This window comes from Amycolatopsis sp. NPDC005232 (assembly GCF_040607795.1).
GTDB lineage: Bacteria > Actinomycetota > Actinomycetes > Mycobacteriales > Pseudonocardiaceae > Amycolatopsis.
Genome location: NZ_JBEXHL010000003.1, coordinates 303,779 through 321,289 on the forward strand (window position 1 = coordinate 303,779; position 17,511 = coordinate 321,289).

16 protein-coding genes and 1 tRNA gene are annotated in these 17,511 nt (G+C 71.2%); 5 read left to right on the top strand and 12 right to left on the bottom strand.

Annotated features, from left to right (window positions below):
* Nucleotides 1-9: 9 nt before the first annotated feature.
* The 3 genes from selB to ABZU76_RS08680 form a co-directional block, all read right to left on the bottom strand.
* Nucleotides 10-1,764: a selenocysteine-specific translation elongation factor gene (selB, locus tag ABZU76_RS08670; protein ID WP_354866514.1), complete on the bottom strand. Its 1,755-nt coding sequence runs from the start codon at nucleotides 1,762-1,764 to the stop codon at nucleotides 10-12.
* Nucleotides 1,755-3,041 (bottom strand): L-seryl-tRNA(Sec) selenium transferase, encoded by a 1,287-nt coding sequence (gene selA / locus ABZU76_RS08675; RefSeq protein WP_354866516.1) that lies wholly within the window; start codon nucleotides 3,039-3,041, stop codon nucleotides 1,755-1,757. The genes selB and selA overlap by 10 nt, the downstream gene beginning before the upstream one ends.
* A tRNA-Sec gene (locus ABZU76_RS08680) sits at nucleotides 3,041-3,135 on the bottom strand. The genes selA and ABZU76_RS08680 overlap by 1 nt, the downstream gene beginning before the upstream one ends.
* A 54-nt stretch (nucleotides 3,136-3,189) precedes the next feature.
* On the opposite strand from ABZU76_RS08680, the gene selD reads away from it, so the two are divergent.
* Both selD and ABZU76_RS08690 read left to right on the top strand, forming a co-directional pair.
* Nucleotides 3,190-4,182, top strand: coding sequence for a selenide, water dikinase SelD (gene selD, locus ABZU76_RS08685; RefSeq protein ID WP_354866518.1), 993 nt, complete (start codon nucleotides 3,190-3,192; stop codon nucleotides 4,180-4,182).
* A 714-nt stretch (nucleotides 4,183-4,896) separates the two neighbouring features.
* Nucleotides 4,897-5,331: an ATP-binding protein gene (locus ABZU76_RS08690; protein WP_354866520.1), complete on the top strand. Its 435-nt coding sequence runs from the start codon at nucleotides 4,897-4,899 to the stop codon at nucleotides 5,329-5,331.
* A 225-nt stretch (nucleotides 5,332-5,556) separates the two neighbouring features.
* On the opposite strand, the gene ABZU76_RS08695 is transcribed toward ABZU76_RS08690, so the two are convergent.
* From ABZU76_RS08695 to ABZU76_RS08725, 7 genes are all read right to left on the bottom strand, one after another.
* The gene (locus ABZU76_RS08695) at nucleotides 5,557-6,207 is read right to left on the bottom strand and encodes a PhoU domain-containing protein (protein WP_354866522.1); all 651 of its coding nucleotides are present in this window, start codon (nucleotides 6,205-6,207) and stop codon (nucleotides 5,557-5,559) included.
* Nucleotides 6,208-6,737: 530 nt separating this feature from the next.
* On the bottom strand, nucleotides 6,738-7,478 hold the full coding sequence (locus ABZU76_RS08700; RefSeq protein WP_354866524.1) for a GNAT family N-acetyltransferase: 741 nt from the start codon (nucleotides 7,476-7,478) through the stop codon (nucleotides 6,738-6,740).
* Nucleotides 7,475-8,470, bottom strand: coding sequence for a transporter substrate-binding domain-containing protein (locus ABZU76_RS08705; protein ID WP_354866526.1), 996 nt, complete (start codon nucleotides 8,468-8,470; stop codon nucleotides 7,475-7,477). Before ABZU76_RS08705 ends, ABZU76_RS08700 begins: the two co-directional genes overlap by 4 nt.
* Entirely contained in the window at nucleotides 8,467-9,240 is a 774-nt protein-coding gene (locus ABZU76_RS08710) for an amino acid ABC transporter ATP-binding protein (protein WP_354866795.1), read from the bottom strand. Before ABZU76_RS08710 ends, ABZU76_RS08705 begins: the two co-directional genes overlap by 4 nt.
* A 5-nt stretch (nucleotides 9,241-9,245) precedes the next feature.
* Nucleotides 9,246-10,214 (bottom strand): amino acid ABC transporter permease, encoded by a 969-nt coding sequence (locus ABZU76_RS08715; RefSeq protein ID WP_354866528.1) that lies wholly within the window; start codon nucleotides 10,212-10,214, stop codon nucleotides 9,246-9,248.
* A gap of 398 nt (nucleotides 10,215-10,612) precedes the next feature.
* On the bottom strand, nucleotides 10,613-12,016 hold the full coding sequence (locus tag ABZU76_RS08720; RefSeq protein ID WP_354866530.1) for an NtaA/DmoA family FMN-dependent monooxygenase: 1,404 nt from the start codon (nucleotides 12,014-12,016) through the stop codon (nucleotides 10,613-10,615).
* Between the two features lie 4 nt (nucleotides 12,017-12,020).
* On the bottom strand, nucleotides 12,021-13,100 hold the full coding sequence (locus ABZU76_RS08725; RefSeq protein ID WP_354866532.1) for an LLM class flavin-dependent oxidoreductase: 1,080 nt from the start codon (nucleotides 13,098-13,100) through the stop codon (nucleotides 12,021-12,023).
* A 301-nt stretch (nucleotides 13,101-13,401) separates the two neighbouring features.
* On the opposite strand from ABZU76_RS08725, the gene ABZU76_RS08730 reads away from it, so the two are divergent.
* Together ABZU76_RS08730 and ABZU76_RS08735 are read left to right on the top strand one after the other, a co-directional pair.
* Nucleotides 13,402-13,710 (top strand): hypothetical protein, encoded by a 309-nt coding sequence (locus ABZU76_RS08730; protein WP_354866534.1) that lies wholly within the window; start codon nucleotides 13,402-13,404, stop codon nucleotides 13,708-13,710.
* Nucleotides 13,707-15,026: a DUF4474 domain-containing protein gene (locus ABZU76_RS08735; protein ID WP_354866536.1), complete on the top strand. Its 1,320-nt coding sequence runs from the start codon at nucleotides 13,707-13,709 to the stop codon at nucleotides 15,024-15,026. The genes ABZU76_RS08730 and ABZU76_RS08735 overlap by 4 nt, the downstream gene beginning before the upstream one ends.
* Before the next feature lie 9 nt (nucleotides 15,027-15,035).
* Here the strand turns inward: ABZU76_RS08735 and ABZU76_RS08740 are convergent, their stop codons facing one another.
* Entirely contained in the window at nucleotides 15,036-15,329 is a 294-nt protein-coding gene (locus ABZU76_RS08740) for a hypothetical protein (RefSeq protein ID WP_354866538.1), read from the bottom strand.
* A gap of 77 nt (nucleotides 15,330-15,406) precedes the next feature.
* Nucleotides 15,407-15,580: a hypothetical protein gene (locus ABZU76_RS08745; protein ID WP_354866540.1), complete on the bottom strand. Its 174-nt coding sequence runs from the start codon at nucleotides 15,578-15,580 to the stop codon at nucleotides 15,407-15,409.
* 285 nt (nucleotides 15,581-15,865) lie between these two features.
* Here ABZU76_RS08745 and ABZU76_RS08750 point away from each other — a divergent pair, with 285 nt between their 5' ends.
* Nucleotides 15,866-17,473 (top strand): tetratricopeptide repeat protein, encoded by a 1,608-nt coding sequence (locus ABZU76_RS08750; protein ID WP_354866542.1) that lies wholly within the window; start codon nucleotides 15,866-15,868, stop codon nucleotides 17,471-17,473.
* The last annotated feature ends 38 nt before the right edge of the window (nucleotides 17,474-17,511 follow it).

Genomic DNA, 17,511 nt, shown 5'->3' on the forward strand with positions numbered 1-17,511 from the left:
CCTCGCACGCTAATCGCCGTACCCGGGATTCGCAGCCCCAACCACACTTCTGGTGCCGTCCGCCTTCCGTTCGGTGACGCCGAGGGTGTCCAGGTGTTCCAGCAGCGGGATCATCACGCGGCGGGTACTGTCCAGCGCCCGCCGGGCCTCGGACACGGTAAACGGTTTCCCCAGCGCGGCCAGCGCTTTTCCAGCGCGCCGCGGTGCGTGCGGGCCGAGCACCACGCCGTCCGCGACAGCACTGAGGCGGCCCAGTCGCACGGCGGCGGCCAGCTCGCGGGTGCCCAGGCCGAGCTCGCGCAGTTCGTCCGCTTCCGGCGCCTGGAACGGGTGCTCGGCGAAGCGCTTCTCGAGCACGGCGAGCGCGCGTTCGACGTCCGCGCTCAACCCCGCGCCCGGGCGCCGCACGAGTCCGCCGGCCGCGGCCAGGCCGTCCGCCAGGATCGCCGGGACCAGCTCCGCAGCCGGCAGGCCGAGCCGCTGCCGGAGCACATCGACCGGCATGCCCGCGGCGATCGGATGCTCGCGCGTCCATCCGGCCACCACCCGGGGCGCCTCCTCGCGCAGCCGGGCGAGGTGCGCCGGGTCGGCGTGCCAGTCGCCGAGCCGCTCGCCGGCCTCCGGGAGGCCCAGCGCGTGAAAGTCGTCGTGGCGCACGAACCGTTCGCGGCGCAGCAGATCCCAGCCGGGTTCCGGCGCCGCCAACGCCGTACCCCGCGCTCGCGCCGCGCCACGGCACGCCAGCGGCGGCGGCCGGACGTCGAGGACGTCGAACCCGGCCGGGATCCGGTGCTCCCCCGGGTCGCGCAGCAGTCCCCGATCGCCCACGCGCAGCGGCAACGGTTTCGCGAGCAGAAGCCGCGCGGTGTCCGGGCCGAGGGGGCGGGCACGGGCGGGCACGGCCGCGGAGCCGAGGTGCGCCACCAGGTGCCGGTGCAGCTCGGCGGCGGGTGTCCCGCGCAACCGCACGTCGAGCTCGGCCGTGGTGCGCCACGCGCCGGGCGTGACCAGGGCGTCGCCTCGCTCGGCGGCGTCGCGGGCCACGCCGCGCAGGTTCACGGCGACCCGGGCCACGGCGGACACGCTCTCGTGCGCTTCGCCGAGGGACTGCAGGCCGCGCACCCGGACGAGGGTCTCGCCGAGCGTCAGCTCGTCTCCGACACGCAGCGTGCCGGCCCCGAGGGTGCCGGTGACGACCGTGCCCGCGCCCTTGATCGTGAACGCTCGGTCGATCCAGAGCCGGACGTCCGCTCCCGGGTCGGGCGGCGGCAGGCCGGCGGCAAGCCCGGCCAGCCGGGTGCGCAGCTGGTCGAGGCCCGCACCGGTCGTCCCGCTGACGGCGACGGCGGGCACCTGGCCGAGCGACGTCTTCGCGATTTCCCGCAACGCCGCCGTCGTGGCCGCGGCGGGGTCCGCACGGTCGGCCTTGGTGACGACGAGCAGGCCGTGGCGGACCCCGAACGCGTCGAGCGCGGCCAGGTGTTCCGCCGACTGCGGCATCCAGCCCTCGTCCGCGGCGACCACGAACAGTACGGCCGGCACCGGGCCGATCCCGGCCAGCATGTTCGGCACGAACCGCCGGTGCCCGGGAACGTCGACGAACGCGAGCTCCTCGCCGGCCAGGCGCATCCAGGCGAAGCCGAGGTCGAGCGTCAGGCCACGGCGACGCTCCTCGGCCCACCGGTCCGGCTCCATGCCGGTGAGCCGGCGGATGAGCGTGGACTTCCCGTGGTCGACGTGCCCGGCCGTGGCGATCACCCACATCGGCGCACAGCCTCCCTCAGCATCACGTCCTCGGCCGGGCGCACCGTGCGCAGGTCGAGCAGGCACTTCTCGCGCACGATCCGGCCGACCACCGGAGGCTCACCCCGCCGCAGCGCCGCCGCGTAGCGGACGGGCAAGGAGACGGCCGAGCTCGGCAGTTCGACGCCCGGCGCCCCGCCGCCTCCGACGACCGCCACCGAGTCCACGGCCCGGGCGTCCACTCCGGCCGAGCGCAGAGCCGCGGCCAGCGTTTCGGCGCGCGTCCGGAGTTCTCCGAGATCGGCGCCGAGTGCCGCACGCACCGGTGGCTCCGGGCCGCGCAGGGTGGCTTCGAGCGCGGCGAGCGTGAGCTTGTCCACGCGCAGCGCCCGAGCGGCGGGATGCCGCCGAAGCCGTTCGATCAGCACCGCGTCTCCGAACAGCAGCCCGGCCTGCGGGCCGCCGAGGAGCTTGTCGCCGCTCGCGGTCACCACGGCGGCGCCGTCGGCCAGCGCGGTCGTGACGTCCGGCTCCGCGGGCAGCAACGGGTGCGGGGCCAGTAGTCCGGACCCCACGTCGGCGACCACCGGCACGCCGAGCCCGGCCAGCTCGGCGACGCTCGCTTCGGACGTGAAACCGGTAACGCGGTAGTTCGAGGGGTGGACTTTCAGCACGAACCCCGTGTCCGGGCCGACGGCAGCCGCGTAGTCGCGCGCAGAGGTGCGGTTGGTCGTGCCGACTTCGCGCAGCCGCGCGCCGGTCGACTCCAGCAGGTCGGGGATGCGGAAGCCGTCGCCGATCTCGACCAGCTCGCCGCGGCTGACCACGATCTCCTTGTCCTGCGCCAAAACCAGCGCGCACAACAGCAAGGCGGCCGCGTTGTTGTTCACCACGTGCACCGCCGCGCCCGGCACCGCGGCGGCCAAGGCCGCGAGGGCACCGCGGCCGCGTTTCGCACGCTCGCCGGTCCCGAGGTCGAACTCGACGTCGGTGGTCCCGGCCGCGGCGACGACCGCGTCGAGCGCGGCGGCGGACAGCGGCGCGCGGCCGAGGTTGGTGTGCACGAGAACGCCGGTCGCGTTCAGCACGGGACGCAGCGAAGACCCGGTGGCGGGCAGCCGGGCCAACACGTCGTCGACGACGTCGCCCGGCCCGATCTCCCCGGCTCTCGCCCGCTGCTGCGCCGCCACGACCAGCGACTTCACCAGGTCACGCCCGAGCGCGCCGGCCGCCTTCGCGAGCCGCGGTTCGGCGAGCACGGCGTCGGTGCGCGGGATCGCCCGGCGCGGGTCACCCATGGCGGAGGCGGACGGGAATCGAACCCGCCAGCGGCAGGACCTGCCGCTCAACGGTTTTGAAGACCGCGCCGGTCACCAGGCCGGAAACGCCTCCCTGGGGCATCCCGCCATCCTGCCAACACGGCGGCGCCCGCGCATGATGAGCGCCATGACCATCCGGCTGACCCAGTACGCGCACGGCGGCGGCTGCGCGTGCAAGATCCCGCCCGGTGAGCTCGAATCCGTCGTCGGCGGTCTCACCGGCGCCCGGCCCGTGAACGCGGCCGGTGAGCTGCTGGTCGGCCTGGACGCCGGTGACGACGCGGCGGCTGTCCGGATTTCCGGTGGGACAGCGCTCATCGCGACCACGGACTTTTTCACCCCGGTCGTCGACGACCCGTACGACTGGGGCCGGATCGCCGCGGCCAACGCACTGTCCGATGTGTATGCGATGGGCGGTACGCCTGTGGTCGCGGTGAATCTGCTGGGCTGGCCGCGCGAAGTCCTGCCGTTCGAGCTGGCCGCCGAGGTCCTGCACGGCGGGCTCGACGTGTGCGGCGAAGCGGGGTGCCACCTCGCGGGCGGCCACAGCGTCGACTCCCCGGAACCCCAGTACGGCCTCGCCGTCACCGGGACGGCGGACCCGGACCGGTTGCTGCGCAACGACTCCGGCCGCCCGGGCGTGCCCCTTACCCTGACCAAGCCGCTCGGCATCGGCGTGCTGAACTCCCGCCACAAGGCCACCGGCGAGCGGTTCGAGCACGCCATCGCCACGATGACCACGCTCAACCGCGACGCTTCGGTCGCCGCACTGGCCGCGGGCGCCGTGTGCGCGACGGACGTCACCGGGTTCGGGCTGCTCGGCCACCTCCACAAGCTGGCCCGCGCCAGCGGCGTCACCGCACGAATCGACCCGGCGGCCGTGCCCTACCTCGACGGCGCGCGCGAAGCGCTGCGTGACGGCTACGTCAGCGGCGGCACCCGGCGCAACCTCGACTGGGTCCGCCCGCACGCGGACCTGTCGCGGACCACCGAGACCGAAGCCCTGCTCCTGGCCGACGCCCAGACTTCCGGCGGACTGCTGGTCGCGGGCGAACTGCCCGGCCACCCGGTGATCGGCGAGCTCGTTTCGCGCTCGGACCACACCGTCGTGGCCGGCTGAGGGCCGCGTTTGCGCCGCGCGTCCGGCGGGTAGACCCCGAAATCGGTGACCCGGAAGATCAGCAGGTGTCGCGGTGTCCATGTTGACCGTCCTCTTCGGCGTCGCCGGGCTGCTCGCGCTCGCCGCGGCCGTACTGTCGAAGCTGGTCGCCGACCGGCCGTTCTCGACCCCGCTCGTGATGCTGGTCGCTGGCATCGGGCTCGGGCTGCTTGAGAAGCCGTGCAGCAGCCCGTCACCGAGGGCCACGCCGAGCCCCAGCCACGAAACCGTTTCCGTGCACGAGTTCCGCAACCGCGTACGGCAGGAACGCGAGAGCACCGCGACGCCGGCCATGAGCAGCTCGACGGGCCGTGTTCGTCGCCGCCGTCGCGGTGCGCGCGGAGGAACGGTCCCACGAGTACCGCGGGATGCTGCACGCCTTCGGCCGTCAGCTGGAACGGCTGTTCGTCGCGGCCTTTTGCGCGGTCGGCGCCCGCGTGGCGCGCCGGGCACTGGGCGGTTCGTGGCGCGTGACGGCGAGCTGGGTGACGTGGTCGGCGTGGGTCCCGTGGGCCGCGGTTCGCGAGTCCGCGGCTCCCCGAGCGCGAACCCGTCGGCGCACCGCACCAGGTCACGGACGAAACCGGCTGAACCGCGGACGACCACGCATAGCCTCGGCCCCGACGGGTACGCAGAAAGCAGACCACGTCCAGCCGACGTCGAGGAGTGGCCGCGATGTGCCCCGCGAGCGCCCCGCAGTACCGTCCCCCAGCCACGCTGCATCTCCACGAGCCCGCGCACGTGCCCCACGCGGCCACGCTGCGCCGGGCCGTCGCCCGCTGGGCCGGCGCCCGCGGCTTGGCGCCGCCGCTGGTCACCGACGTGGAACTCGCGGTCTACGAAGCCCTGAGCAACGCCGTCGAGCACGCCTACGCAGCGGGCTCCGCGAGCGGCGGGGTGGAATTGCGGGCCCACCACGAAGAGCGCAGCCTCCGCATCACGGTCACTGACGAAGGCCGATGGCAGCCACCACGCGGCCCCCACCTGTGCCACGGTCTCGGCCTGCCCCTCATCCGCGCCCTCGCCGACGACGTCGCCATCACGCCCACACCTCACGGCACCACAGTCACCATGACCTGGCACCTGACACCCGGTGGTGTCTACGACTGACACCCTGCGGTGCTGAGTCGTTCGGCAAGGAAGCGGGTAAACCTCGCTGCGGGCGCGGCCCGAGCCAAGGCCGCGATCTGATCCGGCCATCTCGTGTTCAACCTCGTCGCGACCGCGGTCTTCGCCGCCTCCTATCGCCGCACCGCCGTGGCGCGGCAGGGGCAAGTTGCTCGGTGTAGTCGGCCTGTTCGTCGTCGGTGTCGGTGGCGCGCTCGGCGGCCAGAGTCAGACGGGCACGGCTCCGGTCACGGTGAATTCGAGGCGTCTGGCCACCGACACGGTCTGGTCGCCGAAGCGCTCGTAGAACCGAGCCAGCAGGGCAGCGTTGGCTGCCGCGGCGGCGCCGCCTTTCCAGTCCTGGCTCGTGATCAGGTCGAGTACTTGAGCGTGCAGGTCGTCCACCGCCTGGTCGGCGTTGTCCAGCTCGGTGAACATGCCCGCGAACGGCGCCGCCATCATGTCCGCGAGCCGGTCGGCCATGCCCGCGGTGAGGTCGCCGAGGCGGCGAAACTTCTCTTCCAGCTCGGCGGAGTCGAGGTGGTCCGGGTGCTGGAAGCGCGCTGTGCCGGCGATGTGCGCGGCGAGGTCACCCATGCGCTCGAGTTTGTCGGCGCAGTACACCGCGGCGAGCACGAGTCGCAGCTCATGGGCGACGGGAGCCTGCAACGCCAGCAGCGCCTCAGCGTGCTCTTCGCACTCGGCGCGCTGCAGATCCAGCTCGACGTCGCTGCCGAGCACCTGCTCGGCCAGCTCCAAGTTCGCGGTGAGCAACGCCGCCGTGGCCTGCCGCATCGCCTCCGAGCACGCGACGCACATCGCCGTCATCTCGGCGCCGAGCCGAGCCAGTTCGTGATGAAATGCGTGTCGCATGGCCATCAAACCCAACCTCTCGCGCGCCTCCCGCCACCGCGTCAGCAAGCCCAGCCGGGCCCTGATCGACTCGTGACGCTGCGCCGCCGCCGGACCTCTGCAGTCGACGCCGGAGCAAACGAGTACCCGGAATGCAGCCGGATAAACGGCCGTGTGCCCACGCAGCGTCGCTACCGCAGCCGGCCATCGCGCCGGGATACTCGCGCTCCCCTGCCAGCACTCCAGAAGGATGAGACCGAGGGCCGGAAACCGAGACCCTCCGCACCGCCGACCTGCGGCAGCCCCGGCCGTCCCTTCTCCGACGCGCGGGCGACGGCGTCGGCCGATTCCACGAGCGCACGGGCACATCAGCACCCCACCACCATCACGCGTCCCACAGGTGGCTGGGTCGAACCACACTGATCTGCGCAGCGAGCCGTCTGACCACGCGATCGGCCTTTCCCGCGGTGGCCGGAGCACCGAAGTGCACCACGTCATCGACGGGAACGCCCACTCACCGGCGTTCGACCCGCTCGGCAACCGCGGCAGGAAACGCCCTAGCGGCCCCTGACCACCCCCGGCACCCGTACCTGTCCGAAGACCGTGCGGTGGCGCAGCCGGAAGCCGAGTGACTCGTACAGCCGGATCGCGTTGTGGTTGTGGGCCGCGGCGTGCATGAACGGGGTTTCGCCGCGGTCGCGGATCCCGGCCGCGACGGCGAGCACGAGCCGGGTTGCCAAGCCGCGGCCGCGGTGGGCGGGGTCGGTGCAGACGGCGCTGATCTCCGTCCAGCCGGGCGGGTGCAGGCGTTCCCCGGCCATCGCGATGAGGGCACCGCGGTGGCGCAGGCCGAGGTACGTGCCGAGCAGGACGGTGCGGGGCAGGAACGGGCCCGGTTGGGTGCGGGCGATGAGGTCGAGCATTTCGGGTACGTCGGCCTCGGTCAGCCGCACCGCCTCGGGATCGGGTTCGGCCGCTACGCCGTGGTCCACGAGTTGCACGCCCGCGGCCTCGCGCAGGACCTCCCAGCCGGGCGGTGGCGTGCCGGCCCGGGCGAGGAGCGGCACCACCGCGCCGGGGCCGGCGAGCGCGGCGAGGTCGCCCCACACCGGCCCGCTCGCCGTGGGATCGATGGCGAGGAACGGGGCCACGTCGACCGGGTACCGCACGATGCGGCCGCGGCGTTCGGCGAAGTGTGCGTGCGGGCCGGTGAGCGAGGCCCACGCGGGCTCGTCCAAAACGGACTCGTCCACAGTGGTCGCCGCGCCCGGCGGCTCGGTGGTGTCCGCTTCGGTCACGAGTTGTCCAGCGGGAGTCCGGGCGGGTTGACCGCGGCCTTTTCGACGGCCTCGTTCTCGAGCCCGTAGGCGGCGAGCCACTGTTTGTACTGGCCGTGCTGGATGAGGTAGTCGATGGCTTCCGACAGCGCCTCGACGAGCCCGTTGCCCTTTTTGGTGGTGGCCGCGATCAGGCCCTGCAGTGTCGCGCCGGCCCCGGAGTACTTGCCCGCGCTGCGCGTCGGGTTCGGCGTGCTCGCGGTCTGCGCGGCGTGGTAGGCGATGCCGGGGTTCGGCGCGAAGTAGGCGTCGATGCGGCCGGAGTCCAGAGCCAGGTAGGTGCTGTTCTTGTCGGCGAAGTTCCGCACGTCCAGCTTCTTGCCTTCGGACTCGAGCCGGTTCTTCCACTCCAGCAGGATCTTCTCCTGGTTGGTGCCGGAGTCGACGGCGACGGTCTTGCCGGCGAGGCTTTCGTAGTTGCCGTCGAAGTTCCACGCGCTGGTGCGCTTGACCTCGAAGCCCAGGTTGTCCTCTCGGTAGGCGGCGAAATCGAAGCCCTGCTGCTTGCGCTGCTCGGTCACGGTGATGTTGGAGAACCCGGCGTCGAATTGCCCGCTTTGCAGGCGCACGAACAGGTTCTGCCACGACGCGTTCTGCACGTCGGGCTCGAGCCCCAGCACGCCGGCCACCAGCCGGCCGAGGTCGGGCTCGGCGCCGGTGAGGGTCCGCTGGTCGGTGCCGACGTAGGCCAGCGGCGGGAAGCCCGAGGGCAGTGCGCCGACACCGATCACGAGCTTGCCGCGGTCGAGGATCGCCTTCGGCACCTTCGCGCGGATCTCGGCGACGGTCGGCACGGTCAGCGTGACCGGGTGCTCGTCGCTGGTGTTGGCGGCGACGTTGACGGTGTGGGTGCCGTCCGGGTTCGTCGCGGCTTGGGTGCTGCCGCCGCAGGCGCCGGCGAACAGGGCGACGGCCGTGACGGCGGCGAGGGGCAGCAAGGAGCGTCGTCTCATGGGATTCCTGCGCTTTCGGTGCGGGTGACCTTCCCGAGGAACTCCCGGGTGCGGTCGTGGCGGGGATGGTCGAGGACCTGCTCGGGCGGGCCCTCTTCGACGACACGGCCGGCGTCGAGGAACACGACGTGGCCGGCGATTTCACGGGCGAAGCGGATCTCGTGGGTGACGACGATCAACGTCGTCCCGGAGCGGGCGAGGTCCCGGATCACCGAGAGCACCTCGCCGACGAGTTCGGGGTCGAGCGCCGACGTGGGCTCGTCGAGCAGGATCAGCTTCGGCTCCAGCGCGAGGGCGCGGGCGATCGCGACGCGCTGCTGCTGGCCGCCGGAGAGCTGACGCGGATAGGCGGCTTCCTTGTCCGCCAAGCCGACGCGGGCCAGCAGCTCCTGCGCCCGGGCCTGGGCTGTCGCCCGGGCGACGCGCTGGGTGACGACCGGGGCTTCGATGACGTTGTCAAGGATCGTCAGGTGCGGGAACAGGTTGAACTGCTGGAACACGAACCCGATGCGGGAGCGCTGGCGCAGGATCGCGCGCTCGCTCAGCTCCTTGAACCGGTCGCCGTGCACCCGCACGCCGACCAGCTCGCCACCAACGCTCACGTACCCGCTGTCGAGGCGCTCCAGGTGGTTGATCGCCCGCAACAGCGTCGACTTCCCCGAACCGGACGGACCGAGCAGCACGGTCACCTCACCCGCGGGCGCGGTGAGGTCGACGTCATCGAGGACCCGCACGCCGCTGTAGGACTTCACCGCGTTGCGCACTCGCACTTCACTCACCGGGCCACCCCCAGCGAGCGCAGCCGGCGCCGGAACCGCTGCAACGGCGTCGGCGGCACCGTCCGCAGCGCGCCGCGGGAGAAGTAGCGCTCGACGTAGTACTGCACCACCGACAGCACGCTCGTGAGGATCACGTACCAGACGGTGCCGACCAGCAGCAGCGGGATGATCTGGCCGCTGTTGGTGCTCGCCTGCGTCTCGACCACGCCGAACAGCTCCAGCAGCGACGTGATGTACACGACCGAGGTGCCTTTCAGCAGGCCGATCAGCTGGTTCGCGTACGCGGGCACGATGGCGCGCGTGGCCTGCGGCAGGATGATCCGCCGGTACTGGCGCCACCGCGGCAGCCCCAGCGCGGCAGCCGCTTCCAGCTGCCCCTGGTCCACCGACAGCACCCCGGAGCGCACGATCTCCGCGGCATACGCGGCTTCGTTGAGACTCAACCCGAGTACGGCCACGACGAAGAAGCTCAGCAGGTCCGTCGCGCTGAAGTGCAGGAATGACGGCCCGAACGGGATGCCGAGGCTCAGCGTGCTGTAGAGCGCCGTGACATTGGCCAGGAACAGCAGCAGCACGATCAGCGGGATCGAGCGGAAGATCCAGACGTAGGCCCAGGAAACGGCCTGCAGCAACGGGTTTCGCGACAACCGCATCAACGCCAGCACGACCCCTCCCACCAAGCCGAACACCGCGGCCAGCCCGGTCAGCTCGAGGGTGAGCACCAGCCCGTCCAGGATCACCGGCCGGAAGAACCAGTAGCCGAACACATTCCACTGGAACACCGGGTTCGTCACGAGCGCGTGCACGAGTTGCGCCAGCACCACCAGCACGACAGCGGCCGCGATCCAGCGGCCGGGCCTGCGCAACGGCAGCACCCGCCGTGCGGCGAGCTCGCGCAGACGGGCTTCGTCGGTGGGCGGTCGGGACGACGGTGTCTCGAGGCGAGTGACCGGAGGAGAACTCACGAGTGACTCCGTGACACACAGGGAAGAAATCGACACGAGAGTTCTCTTGACGCTGCGCAAGCTCACCAGGCTCTCCTCGAACCCCGCACCGGCCTTTCACGCGGAAGCCGGAACGCGCCGCGCGGCCAATGACCAATGTCGTCACCCTAAAGCATGAAATTGCACGGAAACCGCGCTTCCAGCCAGTGGGACCGCCCCGTCTCGGCGTTGACTGAAGGAACTTCTTTGTGCCACAACACTTTTGTACCGGCACCTCCCGGGTACATCCCAACCCTTGAACGTCCTCAAAGGATTGTTCGGTCAGATCATCCGGACCGCCCTACGGCAGTGGGCCGCCCCTGACTGGAAGACTTCCAAGAGGGGCGGCCCACTGTCCACAGTAGATCTGACTTGCGCGATCAGCCGACCTCTGCGACCGGCACAGCACCTTCCGCGCGTCGAGCCGGTGGCAGTTCCAGGTGCTCGCGCAGTGTGGTTCCGGCGTATTCGGTGCGGTACAGACCGCGCTCCTGCAGTGCCGGAACGAGGGCGTCGACGATGTCGTCGAGACCGTCGGGCACCAAATAGGGCGAGACGTTGAAGCCGTCAAGCGCGCCCTCTCGGACGAAGCGGGCGAACTTTTCCGCCAACCCGGCGGGAGTGCCGACATGGCTGCGGGCGCGCTGCCCGAGCTCGATGACCGTCTGCCTCAGTGACCAGCCGTGGGCAGTGGCCTCCTCGCGCCACCGCGCGACGGTCGCGCGCGAGTCGGCCACGCGGGCGGCACCGAAGGCACCGCTGCCGTCCTGTTCGCGCGGTTCGATGGCGGGCAGCGGCCCGTCGGGGTCGTAGGCCGACAAGTCGACGTTCCACAGCAGCGTCGCCTGGGCCAGCGCAGTACCGGGGGTGATCTGCTGCTGCCGCACCCAGCGGGCCTTTTCTTCGGCATCGGCCTCGGTGTCGCCGATGATGATGGACGCACCGGGCAGGATGCGCAGTTCCTCGGGGCCGCGACCGGCCGCGGTGAGGCGTCGGCGGAGGTCATCGGCGAACGCGAGCGCGTCGTCGAAGTCGTAGCCATGAGCGGAGAAGATCACGTCGGCGTTGCGGGCGGCGAAGTCGCGCCCCTCCGACGAGTCGCCGGCCTGGAAGATCACCGGGTGACCCTGGCGGCTGCGCGGCAGCCCGCCGGTGAGCTCGATGTCGACCAGGTCGCTGTGGCGGACGACGGGCGCAATCGAGCCCTCCCGTGCCCACGAATCGGCGTCGGTCGAGGTGGCGAGGGCATCGTCGGCCCAGGAGTCCCAGAGCGCCCGCGCGGCGTCGAGCACTTCCTCGGCGCGCCGGTAGCGATCGGCGTGGTCGAGGTAGCCGCCGCGGCGGAAGTTCTCGCCTGTCCACGCGTTGTCGGTCGTGACGACGTTCCAGCCGGCGCGCCCGCCCGAGAGCAGGTCGAGCCCGGTGAAGCGGCGGGCCAGGTCGGCCGGGTCGTTGTAGGTGACGTTCGACGTCGAGACCAAGCCGATGTGCCGGGTGGCCGCGGCCAGCGCGGACAGCTGGGTGATGGCCTCGGGCCGGCCGGCCACGTCGAGGTCGTGCACCCGCCCGTTGATCTCGCGCAGGCGCAGTCCTTCACCGAGGAAGAAGGCATCGAACAGGCCCCGCTCGGCGGTTTGCGCGACCTGGCGGTAGGACTCGGGCGCGATCTGCGAGCCGCTGCGCGGGTCGGTCCAGATCGTCCAGTGGTTGACGCCCTGGAAGAACACGCCGAAGTGCAGCTTCGCGTGCGGGCGAGGAACGTCGTGCGGATCGGTGCGGGTCATCGGCTCAACCTTCGGTGGTGGCGAACGGGTTGGCGGGCGCGGCGAGGCCGAGCGTCGAGCGCAGCCACTGCCCGGGAACGGGTGCCACGGTGAGGCGTTCGGCGCGCAGCCGCGGCAAGACCGAACTCGCGAGCGTGGGGAGGTCCTCGTCGAGGACAAGCGGGTGAAGGCGCACGCCGTCGACGGTGCGGGCCAGGTCGGCCAGCAGCCGCACGAATCCCTGGGCGTCGCCGACGTAACGCAGGCGCCCGCGGTCGGCCCAGGGCGCGTGCCGCGCCAGGTCCGCGACCCGCTCGGCGCCACTGTGTGCTTCGGTGTCCAGAGCTACCTCGACCTCGGCGAACCGGCGCGGTGCGGCGCTCGCCCGGCTCGACGCCGCGGCCACCGCCCTGACGTCCCGGCCGGAGATCAGGGCGACGTCGGCGTCCGCCGGATCGACCAGCTCCGGCGCGGCGAACACGACCGGGTTGCCCTGCGGCGGCCGCGGCACGATCGCCGGTCCCTTGACCGAGTACGTCTCGCCTTCGAAGTCGATGTAGTGCAAGCGATCGCGGTCCAGGTAGCGGCTCGTGGCCACGTCGCGGACCACCGCGTCGTCCTCCCACGAGTCCCACAGGGCGCGCACCACCCGCAGGCTGTCGGCGGCCTCGCGCCGCAGCGCGGCCTCCCCCGTCACCGCGGGGCGGCTCCAGGCGAGCGCGGCCGCCGGGTTCTCGGTGCTGCCCACGACCCAGCCCGCCCGGCCGTAGCCGATGTGGTCCAACGCGGCGAGGGCGGACGAGACGTGGAACGGTTCGGTGTAGGTCGTCGACACGACCGGCACGAGCCCCAGCACACTCGTCACCTCGGCCAGGAACGCGGCGCGCTCCAGCGACCCGATACGGCCCGCGGGCGCCGGCGCGGGGCCGGGCAGCAAGTCGTCCTCCAGCGTCACCGCTGTGAAGCCGGAACGCTCGACGGTCTCCCCCAGCGCGCGCAGCCGCCCGGGATCGAAGTGCCTGGACGGTGGATGCGCTGCCCTGCGCCACGCCGCGGGATGCGCGCCCGCGCCGTCGATCTCCAGTGTCACCGCGAGGGATGTCATGGACCCGTCTCCTCTTCCCCGTGCGCTACGCGCACCATCTGCCGGACGGCGTCTGCAGCCGCCGCGACGATCGCGGTATTCCGGGTTTCACGGGGTAGGACGGGCGAGGCGAACAAAGTGAAGGCGGCACAAAGGCCCGGGGGGTCCAGGATCCGGGAAGGAACCCCGCGTGAGTGTGAGGGAACCGGGCACGGAATCCCGACGTCTCAGAACGGACGAGTGTTACATTACCGACACGGGATGTCACTCAGCTCGTCGGTGACTTCCGCCTGGCGAGCGGGACTGTGCGGAAGGAAGCTCTGTGGGGTTCGAGGTCGATGTCGAGAACATCAGCAACGCCGCGGCCAAGCTCGGCCAGGGGACGCCGCCGTCGCTCTCCGCGCCGGGGGCGCCGAACGTGGGCGGCACGGATCGGGCCGGTGGCTTCGCGGGCGACTACGAGGTCTGGCTGCTGACCCGGCAGGAAGATCTGCACGCGGCGCAGCAGCAGGTCGACAGTCTGGTCGAAACGATCGGCAACGCCGCGAAGAGTTACGACAGCAGCGACGACGAAGCACGCGGCGTGTTCCTGAAAGCGCTGGACAGCGGTTTCGCACGGATCGACCGGTGACGGCGGTGTTCGACAAGATCCGTGAGCTCGCCGGCAAAGTGGAGAAAGGCAGCACGACCGAACTGGATGATCGGGCCCGGGCGTGCAGAGCCACCAAGGACTCGGTCGAGGACGCCAAGTCGCTCGTGGAAAGCGTCCGCGCCCAGTTGAGCGAGGGCTGGCACGGCGGCGCCGGGGAGTCGGCCCTTTCCTCACTGGACGCCTTCAAGAAGAACCGCGAGGACCAGGCCGAGGACCTCGAAGAGTCGGCGAAATCGTTCGAAGTCGTGCGCGACGCGCTGGCGAAGGCGCAGTCCGACGCCAGGAGCAAACGCGAGGACGCCGAGAAACTGCAGGCGAAACTCGACAACGTGTGGAAGGACCTCTCGCACGGCAAGGGCAACATCGTGTTCGCCTGGGCGCAGGACAAGATCATCAAGGCCGAGGCCCTCGTCTTGCTCGCCGATCTGCAGCGGGTGGTCACGACCTACGACGCGGTCCTGCTCGCCGAGGGCTTGAAGCTCCGCAACAAAACGGGCCAGATTTGGGAGCTCGCCGGCTCCGAGAAGCGGAACCCGGCCGAGATCGCCGCGCTCATCCTGCGCGAGATTCCCGGTCTCGCCGCACTCGTCGCGAAGAACCCGAAGCTCGATCTCGCCCTGCTCAAAGGTGATTGGGACACGATCATGCGCGACCCCGAGGTCGCGCAGAAGATCTATGACTACTTCGGCTTCAAGTACGTCGAGGGCGGCGATTTCTACACCACCGGCGAGCACTCGGTGCAGAGCTACCTCGGCTGGCATGACATCTACGACAAGATGGAGAAGCTCATCGGCGCGGACCTCGACCGCACCAGCGCCCAGGGCGACAACATGGAGTTCACCGATCCCAAAACCGGGAAGCAGTACCGGCTGGAACTGTGGAAGGGCAGCTACGGGTTCGGCGGCGCGTTCGGCGGCGAAGTCGGGTTCTACGCCCGCGACGCCCAGTCCCAGGACCCGTCCGGCTACTTCTCGGCCGCGCAGGGCGACGACCAGATCAAGGTGACCCAGCAGATCTACGACAAGGAAAGCGGCAAGGTCTACTTCACCAACGACGGCCAGGGCGCCGACGGCAGCGACAAACGGCACTTCTGGAACCTGGCGATCCGCTCCGAGCCGGGCGTGCACCCCGACCAGCTCGGCCAGCGAGCCACGATCGAGGTGCGCGACACCGACATGCGCGACCGGATCTACAACGAGATGACGCGGTACGCCGCCGCGCACCCCGAAGAGAACCTCACCGTCACGAAGGTGTCCGACCACCCGCCCGCGCTCAGCTACGACTGGAAAAAGTGACCGGCGGGGTCACAACGAGGTCAGCGGCTTGAACTCCCACGGCTCGTCGTCGTCCTCGCGGCCCCCGCGGCTCCCACGGCCTTCGCGGCTCCGCCGTGCCGGAACCTCGCGGTCGGCGAGACCGGCGAACACCTCCGCGACGTCGATCATCCCGGCGACCTCGTCGGCGATGCCCGAGCCGTGCCGCCCGTCGATCTCTTCCAGCCCTTCGCGCAACACGGCGACCGCGGCGTTCCTGGCTCGGGCGCGCAACGTGCGGGCCAGCTCTTCCGACGTCTCGCCGGCACGTCTCGACTCAGTCATGGGCACACACTATCCGGCCAGGGCGGACGAAAAGGCCCATTTCGCGCGGCGGCCCATGCGGCCCCGCGGCCGAACGATCAGAACACCAGAACCGGCTTGACGGTCTTCCCGGACGCGGCGTCGGCGGCGGCCTGGTTGATCTCCTCGAAGCGGTAGCGGCGCTGGATGCGTTCCAGTGGCAGCGCGCCGCGACGGTAGGCATCGACGAGGAACGGAACGAACGTTTCCAGCTCGCTATCGCCGAGGGTCACGCCGCGGATCGTGCGTCCCGGCGGCAGACTCGGGACATCGAAGCTGCCGCGGCTGCCGGTGCGGGGCGCGCCGACGACGGCACAGCAGCCGCCGACGGCGAGGGCCCGACGAATTCGTCCAGCACCGGCACCACGCCCGTCGTCTCGACGACGTGGTCGGCTCCGCGGCCACCGGTGACGGTGCGCACGTCCTCGCCGAGATCACACCCTCGGGTGTCGATGATGTCGGTGGCGCCCAGTTCGAGCGCGATGTGAGCGCCGACAACGTTGGGGAGGGTGCACGAAATGCCCGATCGGGACGCGGAGAATGAGCTCGCCGTGCGGATGAGTCTGGCCGTTTGGACCGCAGAGGCAGGAAACCCCCAGGCCGCGGCGGAGCTCGCGGAGGCGATCCTGGCCGAACGCAGTCGCTTGTCGGGTCCGGATCACCCCGCCACGCTCTCGACCCGCAGCAACCTCGCCACCTGGGTCGGCGCGGCAGGAGACCTCGGTCGCGCGCGTGAACTGTTCGCCGACCTGCTCGTCGATCAGGCACGGACCCTGGGACCCACACACCAGTTCACCCTGATCACCCGCCACCAGCTCGCACGGCTGACCGGCGAGATCGGTCACGCGGCCGAGGCGCGCGACTTGTGCGTCGTTCTGCTGGCCGACCAGATCGACATCCTGGGCCCCGACCACGAGTGCACCCTGACCACCCGCTATAGCCTCGCGCACTGGACCGGCCGCCTCGGCGACCCCGCCAGGGCCTTCGAGATGTTCGCCGACCTCCTCGTCGACCAGGAACGCCTCACCGGGCCCGAGCACCGCGATACCCTGGCGCTGCGCAGGGAACTCGTCCACACGGCCGGCGAAGCCGGCGACCCGGTCGCCGCACTGGCGCTGGGTGAAGCCCTGCTCCCCGACCAGCTCCGTCTCCTCGGCGCCGACGATCCCGCCACGCTGCTCCTGCGGCACAACCTCGCCTCAGTCAGCGGAGATCTGGGCCGCCCCGGCGACGCCCGCGACCAGCTGGGATCGGTACTGGCGGACCGCGAGCGCGTGTTGGGGCCCGACCATCCCGACGCCCTGCACACTCGCTCCACGCTGGCGCACTGGCAAGGAGAAGCCGGGGACCCGGCCGGCGCCCTCGTCACCTCCGCCGACCTGCTGGCCGACACCCTGCGCGTCCTGGGCACCGACCACCCGCTGACCCTGTCGACGCGTGAACGCCTGGCCCACTGGACCGGACGCACCGGCAACCCCGACCAAGCCCGGCAGCTGTTCTCAGACCTCGTCGCCGACTACCGCCGGCTGCTCGGCACGGATCACCCCACCACCGTCAACGCCTACGGAGCGCTCGTCACCTGGACCGGTCGCAGCGGCGACGCGGCCGGGGCTCGGGATCTGTGCGAAGCGATCCTGCCGGACCTGCACCGAACCCTCGGCGCGACCCACCACCGAACCCTGACCGCGCGGCAGAACCTCGCGTCGTGGACCGAAAAAGCCGGCGACACCGCGCGAGCCAGGGACCTCTTCGCCGCACTGGTCACCAACCAGCGCCAGACACTCGGCAACGACCACCACCACACCCTGGACAACCGCTACCGCCTCGCGCAAACCACCGGCGCCGCAGGCGACCCGGCCCAGGCGCGAGACCTCTGCAGGACGCTCGCCGACGACCAGGCCCGAATACTCGGACCCGACCATCTCGACACCCTGCTCACCCGGCACGCACTCGCCAGCTGGACCGGACGAGCCGGCCACAGCACCACCGCACGCGACCTCTACGAGGCACTGCTGGCCGATTGGCTACGCATCCACGGATCCGAGCACAAGAACATCCCCATCCTCCGCAACAACCTCGCCCACTGGACCCGCCAGGCATCGGCCGACAACACCGACGCCCGGTAACCGGCCATCCGCCAACGCCCCGGAGAAGCCCGGGCGCG